Annotated in this window: 13 protein-coding genes and 1 pseudogene; 4 read left to right on the top strand and 10 right to left on the bottom strand. The window is 42.2% G+C overall.

The window, feature by feature from the left end:
• Positions 1-9: 9 nt before the first annotated feature.
• The 3 genes and pseudogenes from LC608_RS01010 to radA all read right to left on the bottom strand — a co-directional run.
• Positions 10-566 (bottom strand): annotated as a pseudogene (locus LC608_RS01010) (Uma2 family endonuclease); the annotation flags it as partial.
• Positions 567-994: 428 nt separating this feature from the next.
• Positions 995-1,723, bottom strand: coding sequence for a Uma2 family endonuclease (locus tag LC608_RS01005; RefSeq protein ID WP_229551754.1), 729 nt, complete (start codon positions 1,721-1,723; stop codon positions 995-997).
• 141 nt (positions 1,724-1,864) lie between these two features.
• Positions 1,865-3,391, bottom strand: a complete 1,527-nt coding sequence (radA, locus tag LC608_RS01000; RefSeq protein WP_229551753.1) for a DNA repair protein RadA — start codon at positions 3,389-3,391, stop codon at positions 1,865-1,867.
• Positions 3,392-3,561: 170 nt separating this feature from the next.
• Here radA and rpaB point away from each other — a divergent pair, with 170 nt between their 5' ends.
• Both rpaB and LC608_RS00990 read left to right on the top strand, forming a co-directional pair.
• On the top strand, positions 3,562-4,290 hold the full coding sequence (gene rpaB / locus LC608_RS00995) for a response regulator transcription factor RpaB (RefSeq protein ID WP_190731301.1): 729 nt from the start codon (positions 3,562-3,564) through the stop codon (positions 4,288-4,290).
• Positions 4,291-4,526: 236 nt separating this feature from the next.
• Entirely contained in the window at positions 4,527-5,159 is a 633-nt protein-coding gene (locus LC608_RS00990) for a cofactor assembly of complex C subunit B (RefSeq protein WP_229551752.1), read from the top strand.
• A gap of 98 nt (positions 5,160-5,257) precedes the next feature.
• On the opposite strand, the gene LC608_RS00985 is transcribed toward LC608_RS00990, so the two are convergent.
• The gene (locus LC608_RS00985; protein WP_229551751.1) at positions 5,258-6,193 is read right to left on the bottom strand and encodes a M48 family metallopeptidase; all 936 of its coding nucleotides are present in this window, start codon (positions 6,191-6,193) and stop codon (positions 5,258-5,260) included.
• A 375-nt stretch (positions 6,194-6,568) separates the two neighbouring features.
• Between LC608_RS00985 and LC608_RS00980 the strand changes: the two genes are divergently transcribed.
• On the top strand, positions 6,569-7,087 hold the full coding sequence (locus tag LC608_RS00980) for a DUF456 domain-containing protein (RefSeq protein ID WP_229551750.1): 519 nt from the start codon (positions 6,569-6,571) through the stop codon (positions 7,085-7,087).
• Positions 7,088-7,640: 553 nt separating this feature from the next.
• A complete protein-coding gene (locus LC608_RS00975) occupies positions 7,641-8,294 on the top strand; it encodes a PEP-CTERM sorting domain-containing protein (RefSeq protein WP_229551749.1) in 654 nt (217 codons plus the stop codon).
• 161 nt (positions 8,295-8,455) lie between these two features.
• Here the strand turns inward: LC608_RS00975 and nblB are convergent, their stop codons facing one another.
• From nblB to carB, 6 genes are all read right to left on the bottom strand, one after another.
• Positions 8,456-9,121, bottom strand: coding sequence for a phycobilisome degradation protein NblB (gene nblB / locus LC608_RS00970; protein ID WP_229551748.1), 666 nt, complete (start codon positions 9,119-9,121; stop codon positions 8,456-8,458).
• Positions 9,122-9,212: 91 nt separating this feature from the next.
• Positions 9,213-9,677, bottom strand: a complete 465-nt coding sequence (locus LC608_RS00965) for a CBS domain-containing protein (RefSeq protein ID WP_229551747.1) — start codon at positions 9,675-9,677, stop codon at positions 9,213-9,215.
• Positions 9,678-9,838: 161 nt separating this feature from the next.
• A complete protein-coding gene (gene mutT, locus LC608_RS00960) occupies positions 9,839-10,255 on the bottom strand; it encodes an 8-oxo-dGTP diphosphatase MutT (protein ID WP_229551746.1) in 417 nt (138 codons plus the stop codon).
• A 592-nt stretch (positions 10,256-10,847) separates the two neighbouring features.
• Entirely contained in the window at positions 10,848-11,192 is a 345-nt protein-coding gene (locus tag LC608_RS00955) for a DUF760 domain-containing protein (protein ID WP_229551745.1), read from the bottom strand.
• Positions 11,193-11,427: 235 nt separating this feature from the next.
• On the bottom strand, positions 11,428-12,384 hold the full coding sequence (locus LC608_RS00950; RefSeq protein ID WP_109009939.1) for an RNA polymerase sigma factor, RpoD/SigA family: 957 nt from the start codon (positions 12,382-12,384) through the stop codon (positions 11,428-11,430).
• 577 nt (positions 12,385-12,961) lie between these two features.
• On the bottom strand, positions 12,962-16,228 hold the full coding sequence (carB, locus tag LC608_RS00945) for a carbamoyl-phosphate synthase large subunit (RefSeq protein WP_229551744.1): 3,267 nt from the start codon (positions 16,226-16,228) through the stop codon (positions 12,962-12,964).
• Between the last annotated feature and the right edge of the window lie 543 nt (positions 16,229-16,771).

Below are 16,771 nucleotides of genomic sequence, written 5' to 3'. Positions count from 1 at the left end.
CTTTTAAAGCTACAATAATTCATTTAGTTCATCAGGATTCACGCCCAACTGACGCAAACGTTCAGCTAATTGTTCTGCTTTTCGTTTAGCTTGAGCAGCTTCTTGTTTAGCTTCCGTAGCTTCTTGTTGAGCAATCATAGCTCGTTCAGTTGCAGCAGCAGCTTCCTCTGTGGGTGCGGGAATTAATTCTCCCGTCAAAGTGAACCACCTCAACCACAACCTTTCAATATCTCGAAATGAACCTTGCCATAAGCCTAAACTTAAATCTATTTCTGGCATTAGTAGGTATCCATTAGTCAAATTCATCGGTTCATAGTGACCGCCAACTAACTCAAAAGCCTGAAGCTCATTAGTGTAGCGGCTAAAAACAACAAGTAGGGAATCCGCAAAATTCGCTCATAAACTTCCCATTTACTAGGAGGTTTATCTGCTGCACTTTCTCTTCTTGTGCCTAAATCTTCGTCTTCAGTACCTGGAGATCATAACTCAACAACCACAAAAGGATTTGCTGGCTCTTGCCAAGTTACATAACTTAACCGTAAGTCTTGCCCTTTGTATAACTTAAAAATTCTCTCGATTATGTAGCGATCGCCAAACAATTGCTGCCCTGGATTCCACGGCATTAGTCAGACCGTAGTTTTACTGATATTTATTTTGGCACACTATAAATACCAGCGTTTGCCAAGGTTAATGTGTAAATTTTGTATCCAGTGCCTCTACATCAAGTCCTTTACCTGAGATATTGCACCAGTTCCAACAATCGCCTCAGAATCAATTCTGAGGCTAAAAGGTAAACTCTTCTAAAGAAGACTGAGCAAGAGTTTTAGTCCACTTTAGTGGAGTTGAGCTATGAGCCGCAGAACTTAAGTTCTGGGCGGGCGAGGTTAATATAAGCAGTATATTTAATCGTAATCAACCTGTAGCGATCGCAGTTGTTAAACCTTGTCAAACAAGCCGGGGATCAGTGGCTTTCAATTTTTCCTAAAACATTTCATCACACTTCTGGCTCAATCCCAGCCGCCCGCAATTGTGCTGCTAGTCGTTCAGCACGTTGTCGTTCTTGTTCGGCACGTTGCCGTTCCTGTTGGGCTAACTCGGAACCCCAAGGCAAAAGGTTTCCTTGTTCATCCCACCATCGTAACCACTTTCCTGTGCGGTTTTCACGAGTACCTTGCCACACCCCAAGGTAAAGATTCATTTCTGCTATCCAGTAGCGTTGATTTTCATCAGGCTCTTGCAAAATGTAGTGTTCTGTGTTTTCTAAGCGATACATCTCGATACTGCCGCCATCTGGCTCAAAGATGATGTAGTTTGGCACTTTTAAGATGCGCTCGTAGAAAAACCATTTTCCTGGGGGATATGTCGCTTTGATAGAATATTCTGTCTCCTGTGTATCGGAAATAAATTCCATCACAATTAGCGGAATGTCACCCTCTAGTTGAGGTGTGTAACTGCGTGTTACTTTTTCTCTACTAACATTAATTTTGGCAATGAAAGCCCAATCAGGCGCTTTAATGACTATTTTGTTGTTTAGAGTGGCACAAATGCCGTAATTAGTTGTTGTTAGGGTGTTAACTGAAGTTTTTCCGGCTAATTGTAGGCTTTCTGTAAGTGCAGCAGCTAATGCTGGTTGATTGATGTTGTCCACTGGATCATCTGGGAGTTTGTAATCATCGGGTAGTTTTTCCCAAGTGATTTGGTAGTCTTGGGTGAGGGTTGTCATGAGGGTTTTCCTCTGGTGTGTAAAAGCGACTGGGGATTAGTGATTAGTGATTGGGGATTGGGTTTTCACTCGTAAAAATTATGGAATTTGCTTTGAACCCTGCCAAATTTTGGAACAATTTCTCAGTACCCAGTCCCGGAATTACTCTTCTTCATCGGGTTCTAAATCGTCTGCTGTCAATTCCTGATGCGGAATAGCAGCGATAATCGCATCTATTACTTTAGATACTGGTAATATCTCAATATTCAAGTCGGGAAATTTTGTCCCTTTTGGCACGATCGCTCGTTTAAATCCCAACTTAGCAGCTTCTTTCAACCGCAGTTCCATTTGGGAAACTGATCGCACTTGTCCACCTAACCCAACTTCACCGATTAATACTGTACCAGGATCGACTATGCGATCGCGGAAACTGGCAACGATCGCGATCGCAATTCCCAAATCTACCGCAGGTTCTTCCACATTCAACCCACCCGCAGAAGCAACGTAGGAATCCAATTTCGACATGGGAATTCCCACCCGTTTTTCTAAGACGGCAAGAATTTGCACCAAGCGGTTGTAATCTACGCCAGTACCAGCACGACGAGGTGAGGGATAACTAGTGGGACTCACTAAAGCTTGCAATTCCACAACTATCGGGCGAGTGCCTTCGCAAGCAACGACAATGGCAGTACCAGGTGCAGGATCGTCACGGTTGCCTAAAAATAGCTCTGAGGGGTTAGAGACTTCCCGCAGTCCCTCGGCTACCATTTCAAAGATGCCGATTTCGTGAGTTGCGCCAAAACGGTTTTTCACTGTCCGTAATAACCGATGAGAGGCAAAGCGATCACCTTCAAAATACAACACCGTATCTACTAAATGTTCTAAAACTTTTGGCCCTGCGATCGCTCCTTCTTTGGTGACGTGTCCCACAATCAGCATAGTCACATCTTCGTGCTTTGCCACTTTCATCAATGCTGCTGTACATTCCCGTACCTGAGCTACCGAACCTGGTGCAGAAGTCAGCGCTGGAAAAAACACCGTTTGGATACTATCAATCACCGCCACGTTTGGTTTTAGAGAGTCTATTTCCCGTAAAATTTCTTCTAAATCTGTTTCTGGCAGTACATATAAATCTGCACCTATACTGTCAGGGTCTATGGAAAGTGTAGTCTCTACTACTACTGTTACATTCTCCTCATTCACCACACCTAGGGGTTTTGATACTCCCAAACGAGAAGCTCGTAATTTTACCTGCTGTCCCGATTCTTCACCAGTTACGTAAAGGATGCGATATTTCTGTGCTAATTGATTTGATACTTGCAACAATAAAGTCGATTTACCAATACCCGGATCGCCGCCAATCAACACCATAGAGCCAGGGACAATCCCACCCCCAAGCACCCGATCCAATTCTCCATAACCAGACTCCCACCGGGCAATTTGGCGATCGGTAATTTGGTTAAATGTTAAAGAGGCTCGCGCTTTAGCTGGTTTAGCGTGAGATTTGCCATTAGTTTGAGTTGATTGCCAACCACTCACTCCCCCCCGACTGGGTACATCTACTGAGGATTGAATAGAAATTTGTTCTTCTAGAGAGTTGTAAGTCCCGCAACCTGGACATTTACCAAACCATTGGGGCGATTCTGCTCCACATTCATTACACACAAAAAAGGTTTTTGCCTTTGCCATTCTTAAATCTTATTAAATAATCTTAATATTTACTTAATTCTTGAAAAAAACTAAAAACCAATAATAGTAGTATTTAGAGCTTTTTCCAAATCAATTGATGGAATGATATCTTAATATTATGGTATTAAAAATTAATCATGTAAATTTTTAGTGAAGGAGCGTGGAGAAACTTGGAAAGTCATAAAGAAAAAATCTTGGTGGTAGATGACGAAGCCAGCATTCGCCGGATTTTGGAAACGCGCCTTTCGATGATTGGCTACGATGTAGTGACGGCTGGCGACGGGGAAGAAGCATTAGATATTTTTCGCAAAACTGATCCTGACCTGGTAGTTTTGGATGTAATGATGCCAAAGCTAGACGGTTATGGTGTATGTCAAGAATTACGAAAAGAATCAGATGTCCCCATTATTATGCTAACAGCCTTGGGGGATGTAGCCGATCGCATCACCGGTCTAGAATTGGGTGCTGATGACTATGTAGTTAAACCATTTTCCCCGAAAGAGCTAGAAGCTCGAATTCGCTCGGTGTTGCGGCGGGTAGACAAAACCGGTGGATCTGGCATTCCCAGTTCTGGGGTAATCCATGTCGCTAACATTAAAATCGATACGAATAAGCGACAAGTCTACAAAGGTGATGAGCGGATTCGATTGACTGGTATGGAGTTCAGCTTACTAGAGTTGGTAGTTAGTCGCTCTGGAGAACCTTTTTCTCGTTCAGAAATTTTGCAGGAAGTTTGGGGTTACACACCAGAGCGCCATGTTGATACCCGCGTAGTGGATGTGCATATATCCCGTTTGCGGGCAAAGTTAGAAGATGATCCTAGCAACCCAGAATTGATTCTTACAGCGCGAGGTACTGGTTATCTTTTCCAGCGAATTATTGAACCAGGGGAGGAGTGAGGAGATGAGGCAGGGGGCAGGGGGCAGAGGGAGCAGGGGGAGCAGGGGGAGCAGGGGGAGAAGAACTATTAATTATTGTCCGATGCCCAATGCCCAATGCCCAATGACTAATGACTAATGACTAATGACTAATGACTAATGACTAATGACTAATGACTAATGACTAATGACTAATGACTAATGACTAATGACTAATGACTAATGACTAATGACTAATGACTAATGACTAATGACTAATGACTGATCCTAATCGAGTTTTGCGGCGTCTACCCATTGTCGTAGGTGGGCTAGGCGCTGTACTTTTGCTAATTAACCGTTTATTGACACCAGAACTAACCCAATCTCAATCGCGTGGTGATGTGGTGGGTGTTATTTTGAGTGCGGTGTTAATTTTGACGGGTTTAATTTGGCAGCAAGTTCAGCCGCGATCGCCTGATACTGTAGAACTAATTGGTGAAGAAGGTTTTGTACTAGCAGCAGATTTACCTGAAGCCGTGAAAACAGAGCTAGCCTGGGCATCTCATTTATTGTTGACCAATACAGTCACGCGATCGCTGGTGGTTTATTATCAAGGTAAAGTTTTGTTGCGTCGTGGGATTCTGGGTATTAAATCTGAGGTTGTACCAGGAGTAATCTTAAAACAGGTACTCGAAAAACAAAAGCCGATTTATCTAGTTGCGCTAAAAGTATATCCAGGTAGGCTTGAATTTGATTATTTACCAGAAAACACTCAAGGTGTAATTTGTCAACCTATTGGTAAGCAAGGCGCTCTAATTTTGGGCGCGAATGCTCCTCGCAGTTACACCAAACAAGATGAAAATTGGATTGCCGGGATTGCTGATAAATTAGCCGTTACTCTTGGCTCTTAGCTAATTCACTAATTTAGAATTTAATCTAAAATCAGCAATCCAAAATCTAAGTTGCGCTGGAAGCGCACCAAAGGTGCGACCTAAAATCTAAAATTCAATCACCAAGAAGTCAAAAAATTCCACCCTTCTTTTTCTTCCAGTGTTTTTCCTTCTTCTTCTTCTTCTTTTTCTTCCGCTTCTTCCGCTTCTTCCGGTGTCTTTAAATTTTTCTGTTGAATTACATTCTCATATTCTCCTGAATCAACCCATTTCAATAACTCACCAGCCCGCATAACTACCCACGAAAGTCCGGGTTCTGTATAGCTTAATATTTTGGTGACCTTATCAATACTTTCAAAATTATTCGATGCAAACTCACGGGCTTGGACAAGAAAATCTTCAATTACAGCAGTAGTCAAATACTCATCTGGTAAACCCGCGAGTTTCATCAGTGTAGTGGTTGCTACGTCGATATCCTGACAAGCCAGCATTGCAGCGCGATCGGCAGTAAATCTGGCCATCATTCGCCAATTATACAAAGCCAGTTCCATACCACTAGCTACCAAGCCACCAACCCCCAGTGTGGTACTGTTCAACAAATTTTTCAAACTTGGCATAACAATTGCCATCTGGTGATAAACCATGTGCTGACTCTTGATGCGAGCGATTTCGTGTCCAAGAACGTAAATCAACTCATCTGCGCCAAGCCACTCCATTGCATCTAAATTTATACCAACGAGGGGTTTTTCTACGCCAACAATATAGGTTTGAATGTGACCTGTACCTCGAAACAGATACAGTTCAGGAAGTGGAGCAACATCAAGAATTTGGCAGGTTTCTACAAATTTCTCATGCAATTGAGGAAAATTACGGGATGAAATTCTGATTTCACTACCAAGGCTTTGCAGCCTGAGTAAGCGATCAATGCCATATTCGTTAATTTTTTTGAGTAGCAGAGAGACACCGGGCATCTTTTGCAAAGAAGCCAAGGCTTTGCGATCAAAAGGGTGTTCGTAGGCTGCTGAACTCAGTCCAGTTAAAATTTTTCTCGTCATGGGTTTTGAGCTTTATCTTGGAGTGTTTGGGAAGTTCAGTTACTCAGTACGAACGGCTTGCGTCTTCATTACGCCTATGGTTATGGGTTTGGGATTCATGAATTGTCCCTGAGCGGGTATACTTTTGCGTAAGTCCTAAATATAAATCGCATCTGGAGATCAAATTAATTAGTCCCCACAACCGACGATTACCAAGACAAGCCAAGAGCGATCTAGAGAGAGATTTTACCAGATTGAACTAGAAAATCATATTTGGTTCAGGTTGAAAACCTTAAGTATTTATCACCATCTTACCCAGATACAATATGCAGTAGGGGCGTACAGCAAGCTGTGCGCCCCTACTACCGGGAAATTTAGAAAATTACAATTCTATCTATGCAAATTATTTATTGGCTATTACTTGCTGTAATGCTTTTGGGAATCATTGGTGCTGTAGTTCCTGCCATTCCTGGTAGCAGCTTAATTTTAATTGCAATTATCGTCTGGGGAATCGTTAGTAGTTCCTTTGCAGCTATCAAGATTCCCCTAATTGTGACAGTTCTAGTTTTACTGCTCAGTGTCGGAGTGGATTTTTTAGCTAGTTATGTGGGAGCAAAACAAGCTGGAGCTAGCAAGTGGGGACAAATTGGTGCAATTGTTGGTTTGGTAGTGGGATTTTTGGGATTATTGCCAACGTTGCCTTTTGGGGGGCCACTGTTAGGAATTTTACTAGGGCCGCTTTTGGGAGCAATTATCGGTGAGTATCTTTACCGACGTGAATTCGGGTTGGCGATTAAAGCGGGTATAGGAATTGTAGCCGGCTCTTTGGTTGGAAATTTGATTCAAGGGTTGTTAGCGATCGCAGCAGTTGTAGTTTTCGTTGTGACAACTTGGCCACAGGTATTTGGCTCTTAACATTTCAAAGGTCTGACACATTTGAGAAGAGGAATAAATAGCTAGCAATTAGCTATTTATTACAAACATTCAATTTGATACAAAGACCATTCATAGTAAGCAAACATAGAGGTTCCTCTCCTTATATTCTCCGAGAGGAACTGTTTCACTAAATATTTTTAACTAGAGAGATTATAAAAGATACACTGCATACTCCATTTATCTAAAATATGGTTGAGTAATTATAAGTATATAAAATTACTATGTTGATACTATGTAAACAGCTTTTCTTAAAGCCAGAGCTATTGCCAACAATCTAAACCTTACGGAGCCTGAAATATACGAAGCGCACATATATAAGAAATTAAAATTTCATGAAGGATAGTAATGCCTTAAAGATGTGATGAAGACCACTCAGTAAATATTGCAGGCTCTAAGTCTATGTGATTTTATGTAGATCAGAAATACATTATGCAAGTTTTGCTTTCACTGACAGTATTTTTCATAAATTACTGAGATTAAAAGTAAAGCAATTGTTCTGATTTAAGGTTATTACTAGAAGCCTCAAACGATAATGATTAATTTTAAATCTAAATTACTAAATGCAACTCTAGCTGTTACTGCTGCCATCCCCTTAGCTACTGCTGGGTTGTTTACATCTGCTGGGTCTGCTCAAGCATACATTGGTTCATTTAACTACAGTACTTCTGATAGAAACCCTTCTTCTCTGCCAACTAAAGCCACTATTAGCAAAACCTCTGTAAACTTTATTCCTGATGACGGAGCAATTTTATTTACAGAGCAAACAGACGATTTTTCATCTGATATTAGAGGTTTTATCAAAAGCTTCCAAATCAATCCATTTACTTCACCTTCTGCGTTTATTGATGTTGGTCTTTTGGACGGAAATAAACTGCTTAGTTTGACCAGTCTCGATCCAGCAGTTATTACTCCACAAAATGGAGGAATAGATATAAACTTAGGTTTCAATGGACTTTTTGAAGATGGAAGTAAAGCCAAAGGATATATCACTTTTGCTATTAAAGACAGTCCTGTAGACAAAAGTTACACTAATGCAAAAGTAGCTTACGATGCGGGTAAAACAGTTTATGGGAGTTTCACAGGTTTTGCTGTAACTACAGTTCCTGAACCAGCCGCATTACTAGGCTTGGGTGCAGTAGGTGCAGTAATGGCTATGTCTCGCCGTCGCGAAAGTATCCTTCAATAGTCCTATCCTCAAATATAAACAAGTTACTTTTAATTGCTAAAAGTAACTCTAACTGATCTATTCGATCTGGCTGGAATGCAAAATTTTCCCAACCAGGTCGAATTTTTTATACTGTCAGACAAATCTATATTAAAGGTGGATTTTCTTAACCTTAGATATACTTAAACTGACTGCAAAGAATTTTTGGCTTCGTTTGCGATCGCTTCCATTTCATCATCAGCCAGAGTTTCTAATATAGATTTGGCTTCTGCACTACCCAAACGAGCCAAAGCTTGTACAACTCTATAACGAATTTGCCAATCTGGATTGGTAGCATAAGGAGCCAACAAAGGAACTGCTTGTAAATCTCCCAAGTCACCCAAAGAACTAATAGCAGCAGTTTGGACTAATTCGTTTTCTGATGAGAGTGCCTCCTTGAGTAGTTCAAAAGCTCGTGGATCGCCTAACTCTCCTAATGTGGCGATAATACTGAATTGTATTAACCATTCACCGGTTGTATGGTAAAGGTGTTGCAAGTCTTCAAAAGCTTCATGTAACTTCAGAGCGCCCAAACAGTCTGCTGCTGCTGCTTGTACATCTACTTCGGAGTCATGAAGCAAGCGATCGCGCAAGATATCCAAGGATAACTGTAAATCTTGTGTTCCGAGTGTATCCATTTGACTCACCGCCGAGTAACGCACACGCGAATTGCTATCGCCAATAGCACTTTGAATTAATTCAAAACCGATCGCAGGTTCCAGTTCGCGGATTTGATTTACTGCACGTAAGCGATCACCTAAATTCTCAGAAGTGAGCAATTGCTTAACAGACTCCGGAGTAATACTCATTTAGTTATCCTGATTTTCAAAGGTGTAAAAAATGACTCAAAAGTAAAGACAACAGCCAAGTGTCATAAAACTCTTGACTAATGACTAATGACTAATCTTGACTTGCTGCCATTGCCCGAATAATATCACCACGAGTGAGGATACCAATTACTTGATCCGTGTCGTCAAGTACTGGCAAGCGGTGAACGCTGCGATCGTGCATGATTGTAGCGGCTTCCCTTAAAGTTTTATTAGCGGAAATAGTGATCGGGTTTTTACTCATCACCTCCCCAACGGTTTGCCCTAAAGCCTTGTGCAAGTCACGTTCATAAGTAGCAGGATTTTTTAAATAGATAACGCTATCAAGAAACATGATGTACGCAGGTGGAGTAACACCAGTTTCTTGCCACATCAAATCGGTTTCTGATATAATACCAACCAATTTACCGACATCATCCACAACAGGTAGTCCACTGATGTGGCGTTCTGCAAGAATTTGGATAGCTTCATTCAGTGGAGTTTCCACCCGGACAACAATAGGATCGCGGCTCATCACATCGGCAACGGTTTTAGGCATTTATTTACACTTTTGATCAAAGTCCCTGCGCTTATTGTAGAAAATTGCGGGACTCAACCTGATGCAATTAATAGATTGTTACGCTATTAGGCATTGGGAAGAGGCAGAGGGGCAGGGAGCAGGGGGTAGGGGGAAACTATTTCTCTGCTGCTCCTTACTCCCTACTCGCTACTCCCTTTTAAAGCAGCAATAATTTGAATATTTGCTTTAGGAAAAGTAAACTCCTCCAGTTCTTCCAAAGTTACCCAGCGAATTTCATCGGATTCTAAAGGTTGGGGAATACCTGTAACATGGCGGCAATGATGTACTGTGAGGGTAACGCGCAAGTCTGTATATGTGTGGTCAATAGTAATCAGATGCTCTCCTACTTCAATTACTATTCCCAGTTCTTCGGAAATTTCTCGTTGAATACACTCGCTGATAGTTTCACCAGGCTCAATTTTACCGCCAGGAAATTCCCACAAACCACCCATTGCTCCTTCTGGACGACGGCGATCAATTAAAATTTGCTTTTGCTCGTTCCAAATTACTGCAACACCAATGATTTTATGGGGTAGGAGGGAGTTGGTTTTACTCATAGTTTATGGGTAGATAGGCAGAGTTAACGATTCAAAATTAAAGACATTTCTGACAGGGATTTAAATCCGGACTCTAGCAAGATCCCTCAGGGTAATTAATGCTATATGTAATCGTTGGGGTCTTAAACTCTTTAATTTACAATAAAGTTCCTAATTTTCCACGTTTTAATCCTTGATTCAAAGTATGCTCTTGACTCATAATAAAACTCGGCAGAGTTTAGACTACTTTGCCGAGTTTGAATTTATTTATTGCGAATATCATTTACCGTAGTTAGTTTACCTACGCGTGTGTATTAATCATTTAGAGATACACCTCTAATTCAACTGATTACCAAACTACATAAGTTCATAGAGAACCACATTTCAAACCTCTGCGATAACCTCTGCACTCCTAATATACGGTTCGGTAAAGCGCCTATGCGTTTAAATTTCAATCTTAATTTGTCACTGTTTTGGATATTTTAAAAAGATTTAGCTGATTTTTGATTGGGAATTACGAGCAAAGATTTCGCAGAGGTTTATTTTAAATTCCTATCGCCATGACTTGACTAGCTATAAACCCAACAAGAATGTTGAATTTACTATTATATCTCTAGTCAATTTCGCTACTGTTGGTTTCAGCTCCTTGTAGGGCGATTTCAAAATCCATTCTCTGTTCAGCATTACGCAAGAAATAACCACTAATCATAGCAGAAGCCAGAAGCCGACCTAGACTTTCTCGACTGGTAGTTACAGTAACGCCAAAGCTTTCTGAAGGTAAATTACCCAATAGTCCTGTAATATTGCGTTCCATTACCTGAAAAACTTCGGCAGACGTGGGTTTAGATAGTTGGGTAACTGTTTCTGGACTCAAGGATTTAACATACTGCCATAGTAAATCGCTAGTTTCTGATTCGCTATTGAAAAATTCTGAGACACGATTGGATGAGTTATTCATTTTTTAGCTCCTTAACTACCACTGCTAGCTGCGGTGCTTGTTATTTGAATATTAAATGTCTGTTTTGGATTAGACTTAGCTAGCTCTTTTGTCTTCGTATCAACTAATGTAACAAGCTAGCGTAAGAGTGGAAGTAGGCGTAACCGTACCAAAGTCAGCGTATTTTCTCACCACAATAAATAAAGTCAAAAGTGAGGAGTTAATTAAAAACTCCTCACTCCTCACTCCTAATCCCCTAACTTGCCAAATATTCACCCATGTTGGCTTTAGACTTGCGAAGTTTGGTTAAAGCTTCCCGCTCAATTTGCCTGACTCGTTCTCGGCTGATGTTCAGGATTTCACCAATTCTAGCCAGAGTCAGCGCTTGCCCATCAGTTAAGCCAAAGCGCAGCGTGATCACTTCCTTCTGTTGTGGCGTGAGGTCACCCATCAGGCGATCTAAGTCATAAGATAAGGAAGATTGCATGACAAACTCTTCTGGAGATGCTCCTGGATCTTCCAGCATTTCTCCAAGTTCGGTGTCGTAATTATCACCCAAGCGCAAATCCAAGGAAAGAGGCAAACGCGCCTTTTCTAGATACTCTCGCACTTGTTTGGGGGTCAATTCTAATTCTTCAGCTAGCTCACCAGCTGTCGGAGCGCGTCCCAATTTTTGAGACAATTGGCGCTGTGCCTTTTTAATTTTATTTAATTTTTCAGTGATATGGATAGGCAGCCGAATGGTGCGAGCTTTTTCGGCTATAGCACGAGTAATAGCTTGCCGAATCCACCAATAGGCATAGGTAGAAAATCTATACCCTTTGGTAGGGTCAAACTTTTCTACGCCCCGTTGCATACCAATACTACCTTCTTGGATCAAGTCCAGTAGATCGACGTTGCGCTTTATGTACTTTTTGGCAACGGAGACTACCAGCCGTAAATTGGCTTCTACCATCTTACGCTTGGCAATCTCACCATCTGCGATCGCTTCGTTCAACTCTGCTGGTTCTAGCTTTGTCGCTTTGGCCCATTCTTCTAAAGTCGGTTGACGACCTAACTGGGTGGCAAGAGATTCTCTTGATTCGTGCAAAGTGCAAGAACGTTGCACCTGTTTACCATAGAAAATCTCTTCCTCGTGTGTTAAGAGTGGCACACGGCCAATCTCACGCAGGTAAGTCCGCACGAGGTCTGTGGCTGTCTGAGCGGTCTTCATGGCGCTACTCTTTGGTAATGATGGGTTTAGCGGTAGGGTCATTAAGGGATAGATGCTTTTTTAGGGTGCTACCCAGTTAGGCTGGGAACCTATGTTATGGTTTGCAACTTACGCATCCGAGAAATTCGGCTGCTCATAATAATCAAATTTAGGCTTCTTAACTGCTAAAAGTTACAGCTATTTCCTAGTTTGCACAAGTACCTACAGTTAGATAAAAGATCGCTTTTTAAACATTTTTCTATTGGAGCCATATTAACAATTGTAACATTTATGAGAATATTTTGGCTATATGGCGACATTAAATTTCCTGGTTGTTCCAGTTCATGCAACGTCGCCCTTTCTCTCTAGGCTGACTTGAACTAAATTTAAGAAATTCTCAGGTTCAAATAATTTTCCTCATATTTGTTAAGGTATCTCTAATGAGAACTATAGTCATTCTCTTATAACAATTACTTAATTTTTGCTGGGGTGGGGAGTGGGAAATGGGGCATTGGACATTGGGCATTGGTTATTCTCCTTGTCTCCCTCATCTCCCCAATTCCTAACTCCTAACTCCTAACTCCCCACTCCCCACTCCCTACTCCCTCGCAATCGGGCAATACTCTTGAATGGTTTTTACATCCAAAGTCGTATTTTGTAAAGAACGGATGGCGGCGACGGTAGCTTTCGCGCCGGCAATGGTAGTAATGATGGGAATTTTATAAGCTAAGGCTGTGCGACGAATTAACCTAGCATCAGTGTGGGCTTCTTCTCCTGAAGGTGTGTTGATAATAAGTTGGATTTTCTGGTTTTTGATTGCATCTAGGACGTGGGGACGGCCTTCATGGAGTTTTAACACTAATTCAACATTTAACCCCTGTTCGAGAAGAACTCGCCGTGTACCAAGGGTAGCCATCACTGTAAAGCCCAAATCTATAAACTCTTTCACCACACCACTGGCAGCAGCTTTATCGCGATCGCTCATTGATACAAATACAGTTCCACTTAGTGGTAAACGCTCCCCAGCACCCAATTCTGCTTTGGCAAAGGCACGGCCAAAGTCGCTGTCAATCCCCATCACCTCACCAGTGGATCGCATTTCTGGGCCCAATATTGTATCAGTTCCTGGGAATTTATTAAAGGGTAATACTGCTTCTTTTACAGCAATATGTGTCGGAATGACTTCCTCGGTGAAGTGTAACTCCTCTAAGGTTTTACCCGACATAATTAAGGATGCTAGTTTCGCCAACTGTACGCCCGTTGCTTTAGAAACAAATGGGACTGTACGCGAGGCACGGGGGTTGGCTTCCAAAATGTAAACTTGGGGAGAATAACTGCTTGCGCCGACAACGGCAAATTGAATATTCATCAACCCCACGACTGACAACGCTTGCGCTAGCTGCACCGTCCAAGTGCGAATTTGATTGAGAACTGCTGGTGATAGGGAGATAGAAGGTAAGGAACAAGCGGAATCTCCTGAGTGAATCCCCGCTTGCTCAATGTGTTCCATGATGCCACCAATCACCACCCGTCCGGTATGATCGGCGATCGCATCTACATCGACTTCGATCGCATTTTCCAAAAACTTATCAATCAAAATCGGATGCTCTGGTTCCACTAGTACCGCAAAGGTCATGTAGCGTTCCAACTCAGCATCAGAATAAACGATTTCCATCGCCCGTCCCCCCAACACATAGCTGGGACGCACCACCACCGGATAGCCAATACGTTTGGCGACAATCAGCGCATCTTCGTAACTCCGAGCAATACCATTAGGCGGTTGGGAAATATTCAACTGTTGGAGAATCTTTTCAAACCGCTCCCGGTTTTCTGCCATGTCGATGGAATCTGGCGATGTACCCCAAATTTTGGTGAGCAGTCCAGAAGTGTCATTTCTAAGAAATTCTTGTAATGGTAGAGCCAACTTTAGCGGTGTTTGTCCGCCAAACTGGATTATTACACCCACTGGGTTTTCAGTTTCAATGATGTTAATAACATCTTCTTTTGTTAAAGGCTCAAAGTAAAGGCGATCGCTGGTATCGTAGTCTGTCGAAACTGTCTCTGGGTTAGAGTTGACCATAATCGTCTCATACCCCGCTTTCTTCAAAGCATAGGCGGCGTGACAACAACAATAATCAAACTCAATTCCCTGTCCAATGCGGTTGGGGCCACCACCCAAAATCAATACTTTTGGCTTGGTTGCGGGCATTACCTCTGTTTCTTCTTCGTAGGTAGAATAGTAGTAGGGAGTAAATGCTTCAAACTCAGCAGCACAGGTATCTACGGTTTTATAAACTGGGATAATCCCTAGTGACTTACGGTAAGCGCGAACTTCATCTTCGGTGGTTTTGGTAGCATAAGCAATCTGGCGATCGCTATATCCGTCCCGCTTCACTTCATAAAGTTGCTCTTTTGTCAATTGCTGCAAAGGTGTCCGCTTCAGGAATTTCTCAACATCTAGCAGTTGCTGAAATTTATCTAGGAACCACGGGTCAATACCAGTCAGTTCGTAGATTTCCTCAGCACTAATTCCTAGTTGCAAGGCATGGCGCACGGAGAAAATGCGATCGGGGTTAGGTGTCCGCAGTTGGGCGCGAATTTGTTCACCACTGGGTAATTTTTCGGCTTTGTCGCAACCCCAACCAGCGCGTCCGGTTTCGAGCGATCGCAGCGCCTTTTGGAAGGATTCGTTGAATGTACGCCCAATTGCCATTACTTCCCCGACAGACTTCATTTGGGTTGTCAGTACTGGGTCAGAACCAGGGAACTTTTCAAAGGCGAAGCGAGGGATTTTTGTCACCACATAGTCAATTGTCGGCTCAAAAGACGCAGGAGTTTTCTTGGTGATGTCATTTTTAATTTCATCCAAGGTGTAGCCCACAGCCAATTTTGCGGCCATTTTGGCGATGGGGAAACCCGTTGCTTTAGAAGATAAAGCCGAACTACGGGAAACGCGGGGGTTCATCTCAATTACAACCACATCCCCATTAACCGGATTGACAGCAAACTGGATATTAGAACCGCCAGTTTCCACACCGATCTCGCGGATGATTTTGATTGCCATATCCCGCAGCCTTTGATATTCTTTATCAGTGAGGGTTTGCGCGGGAGCTACGGTAATTGAGTCTCCGGTGTGGATGCCCATAGGATCAAGGTTTTCGATGGAGCAGATAATTACCACGTTATCTGCCAAATCACGCATCACTTCGAGTTCATATTCTTTCCAGCCGAGTAAAGACTGGTCAATCAGAATTTGCGAAACGGGGCTGGCATCTATACCTACCTGTGCCATTTCTTCAAATTCTTCTTGGTTGTAAGCAATACCTCCCCCACTTCCACCCATTGTGAAAGCTGGACGAATAATTAGGGGATAAGTACCAATTTTGCGGGCAACAGCTTTGGCTTCTTCTAAAGTTTCGGCTGTGTCGCTGGGACACACAGCTACCCCAATCCTTGCCATTGCTTGACCAAAAAGTTTTCGATCTTCGGCTTTTTCAATGGCTGGTAGTTTAGCGCCGATTAACTCAACGCCATACTTTTCCAACACCCCATTTTTAGCTAAAGCAACGGCGAGGTTGAGGGCGGTTTGTCCCCCCATCGTCGGTAGCAGAGCATCAGGGCGTTCTTTCTCAATGACTTTTTCAACCAATTCTGGTGTCAACGGCTCAATGTAAGTGCGATCGGCCGTTTCCGGGTCGGTCATAATTGTTGCAGGGTTGGAGTTGACCAAAACCACTTCATAGCCTTCTTCTCGCAGCGCTTTGCAGGCTTGAGTGCCAGAGTAGTCAAACTCAGAGGCTTGTCCGATCACAATTGGGCCAGAGCCTAACAGTAGAATCTTCCGGAGGTCATCACGGCGGGGCATAGTAGTTGCCTTGAAATACGAGATATACAAATCCTGATTATTTTAAGGGTCTTTACCCCCTCTCGTGCTTTTTATTATTAAGTTTTCTAAGTTTGATGACAAAAAAAGTAGGGAGCGGGGAGTGGGGAGTCGAGGAAAGGGGGAGAATAAAAAATTATCTCTTTCCCCTGTGCTCCCTGCTCCCTGCCCCTCTGCCTCTTTCCCATGCCCAATTATTATTTTATATTTCTAATTTTATTTAATTGCGATGCTAAAATTTTTAAAGTTTTTGCGAATCTTTATTATTTAATTTGATTAGATTTGGCAACAGATGGTTATTTATTCTGGCATATACCTATTTAACTTATTAAATATAAATAATTTTCTTAACTAAAAATATTTGTTAACTATCTAATTGCTAAATATTTGCAACGTTAAATATTATGAAAATATGTTTACTTAGATTAAAAATGGCAGAGAGATACGAATACCATTCTCTGCCATTTTTTATAATATTTTAAGAGTTAGTGCTGCCAAGTTTTTCTTTCAGTCTAGGTAGACAAA

This window comes from Nostoc sp. XA010, assembly GCF_020829625.1.
GTDB lineage: Bacteria > Cyanobacteriota > Cyanobacteriia > Cyanobacteriales > Nostocaceae > Nostoc.
Note: the sequence above shows the minus strand (reverse complement) of the source record. Positions and strands in the feature narration are given on the sequence as shown.

Excerpts from the sequence above, each read along its gene's own strand:
- LC608_RS00965 (WP_229551747.1), bottom strand. The coding sequence starts at position 9,677 with ATGCCTAAAACCGTTGCCGATGTGATGAGCCGCGATCCTATTGTTGTC.
- LC608_RS00975 (WP_229551749.1), top strand. The coding sequence starts at position 7,641 with ATGATTAATTTTAAATCTAAATTACTAAATGCAACTCTAGCTGTTACT.
- LC608_RS00980 (WP_229551750.1), top strand. The coding sequence starts at position 6,569 with ATGCAAATTATTTATTGGCTATTACTTGCTGTAATGCTTTTGGGAATC.
- LC608_RS00990 (WP_229551752.1), top strand. The coding sequence starts at position 4,527 with ATGACTGATCCTAATCGAGTTTTGCGGCGTCTACCCATTGTCGTAGGT.
- radA (WP_229551753.1), bottom strand. The coding sequence starts at position 3,391 with ATGGCAAAGGCAAAAACCTTTTTTGTGTGTAATGAATGTGGAGCAGAA.
- carB (WP_229551744.1), bottom strand. The coding sequence starts at position 16,228 with ATGCCCCGCCGTGATGACCTCCGGAAGATTCTACTGTTAGGCTCTGGC.
- LC608_RS00985 (WP_229551751.1), bottom strand. The coding sequence starts at position 6,193 with ATGACGAGAAAAATTTTAACTGGACTGAGTTCAGCAGCCTACGAACAC.
- nblB (WP_229551748.1), bottom strand. The coding sequence starts at position 9,121 with ATGAGTATTACTCCGGAGTCTGTTAAGCAATTGCTCACTTCTGAGAAT.
- LC608_RS01005 (WP_229551754.1), bottom strand. The coding sequence starts at position 1,723 with ATGACAACCCTCACCCAAGACTACCAAATCACTTGGGAAAAACTACCC.
- mutT (WP_229551746.1), bottom strand. The coding sequence starts at position 10,255 with ATGAGTAAAACCAACTCCCTCCTACCCCATAAAATCATTGGTGTTGCA.
- LC608_RS00950 (WP_109009939.1), bottom strand. The coding sequence starts at position 12,384 with ATGAAGACCGCTCAGACAGCCACAGACCTCGTGCGGACTTACCTGCGT.
- LC608_RS00955 (WP_229551745.1), bottom strand. The coding sequence starts at position 11,192 with ATGAATAACTCATCCAATCGTGTCTCAGAATTTTTCAATAGCGAATCA.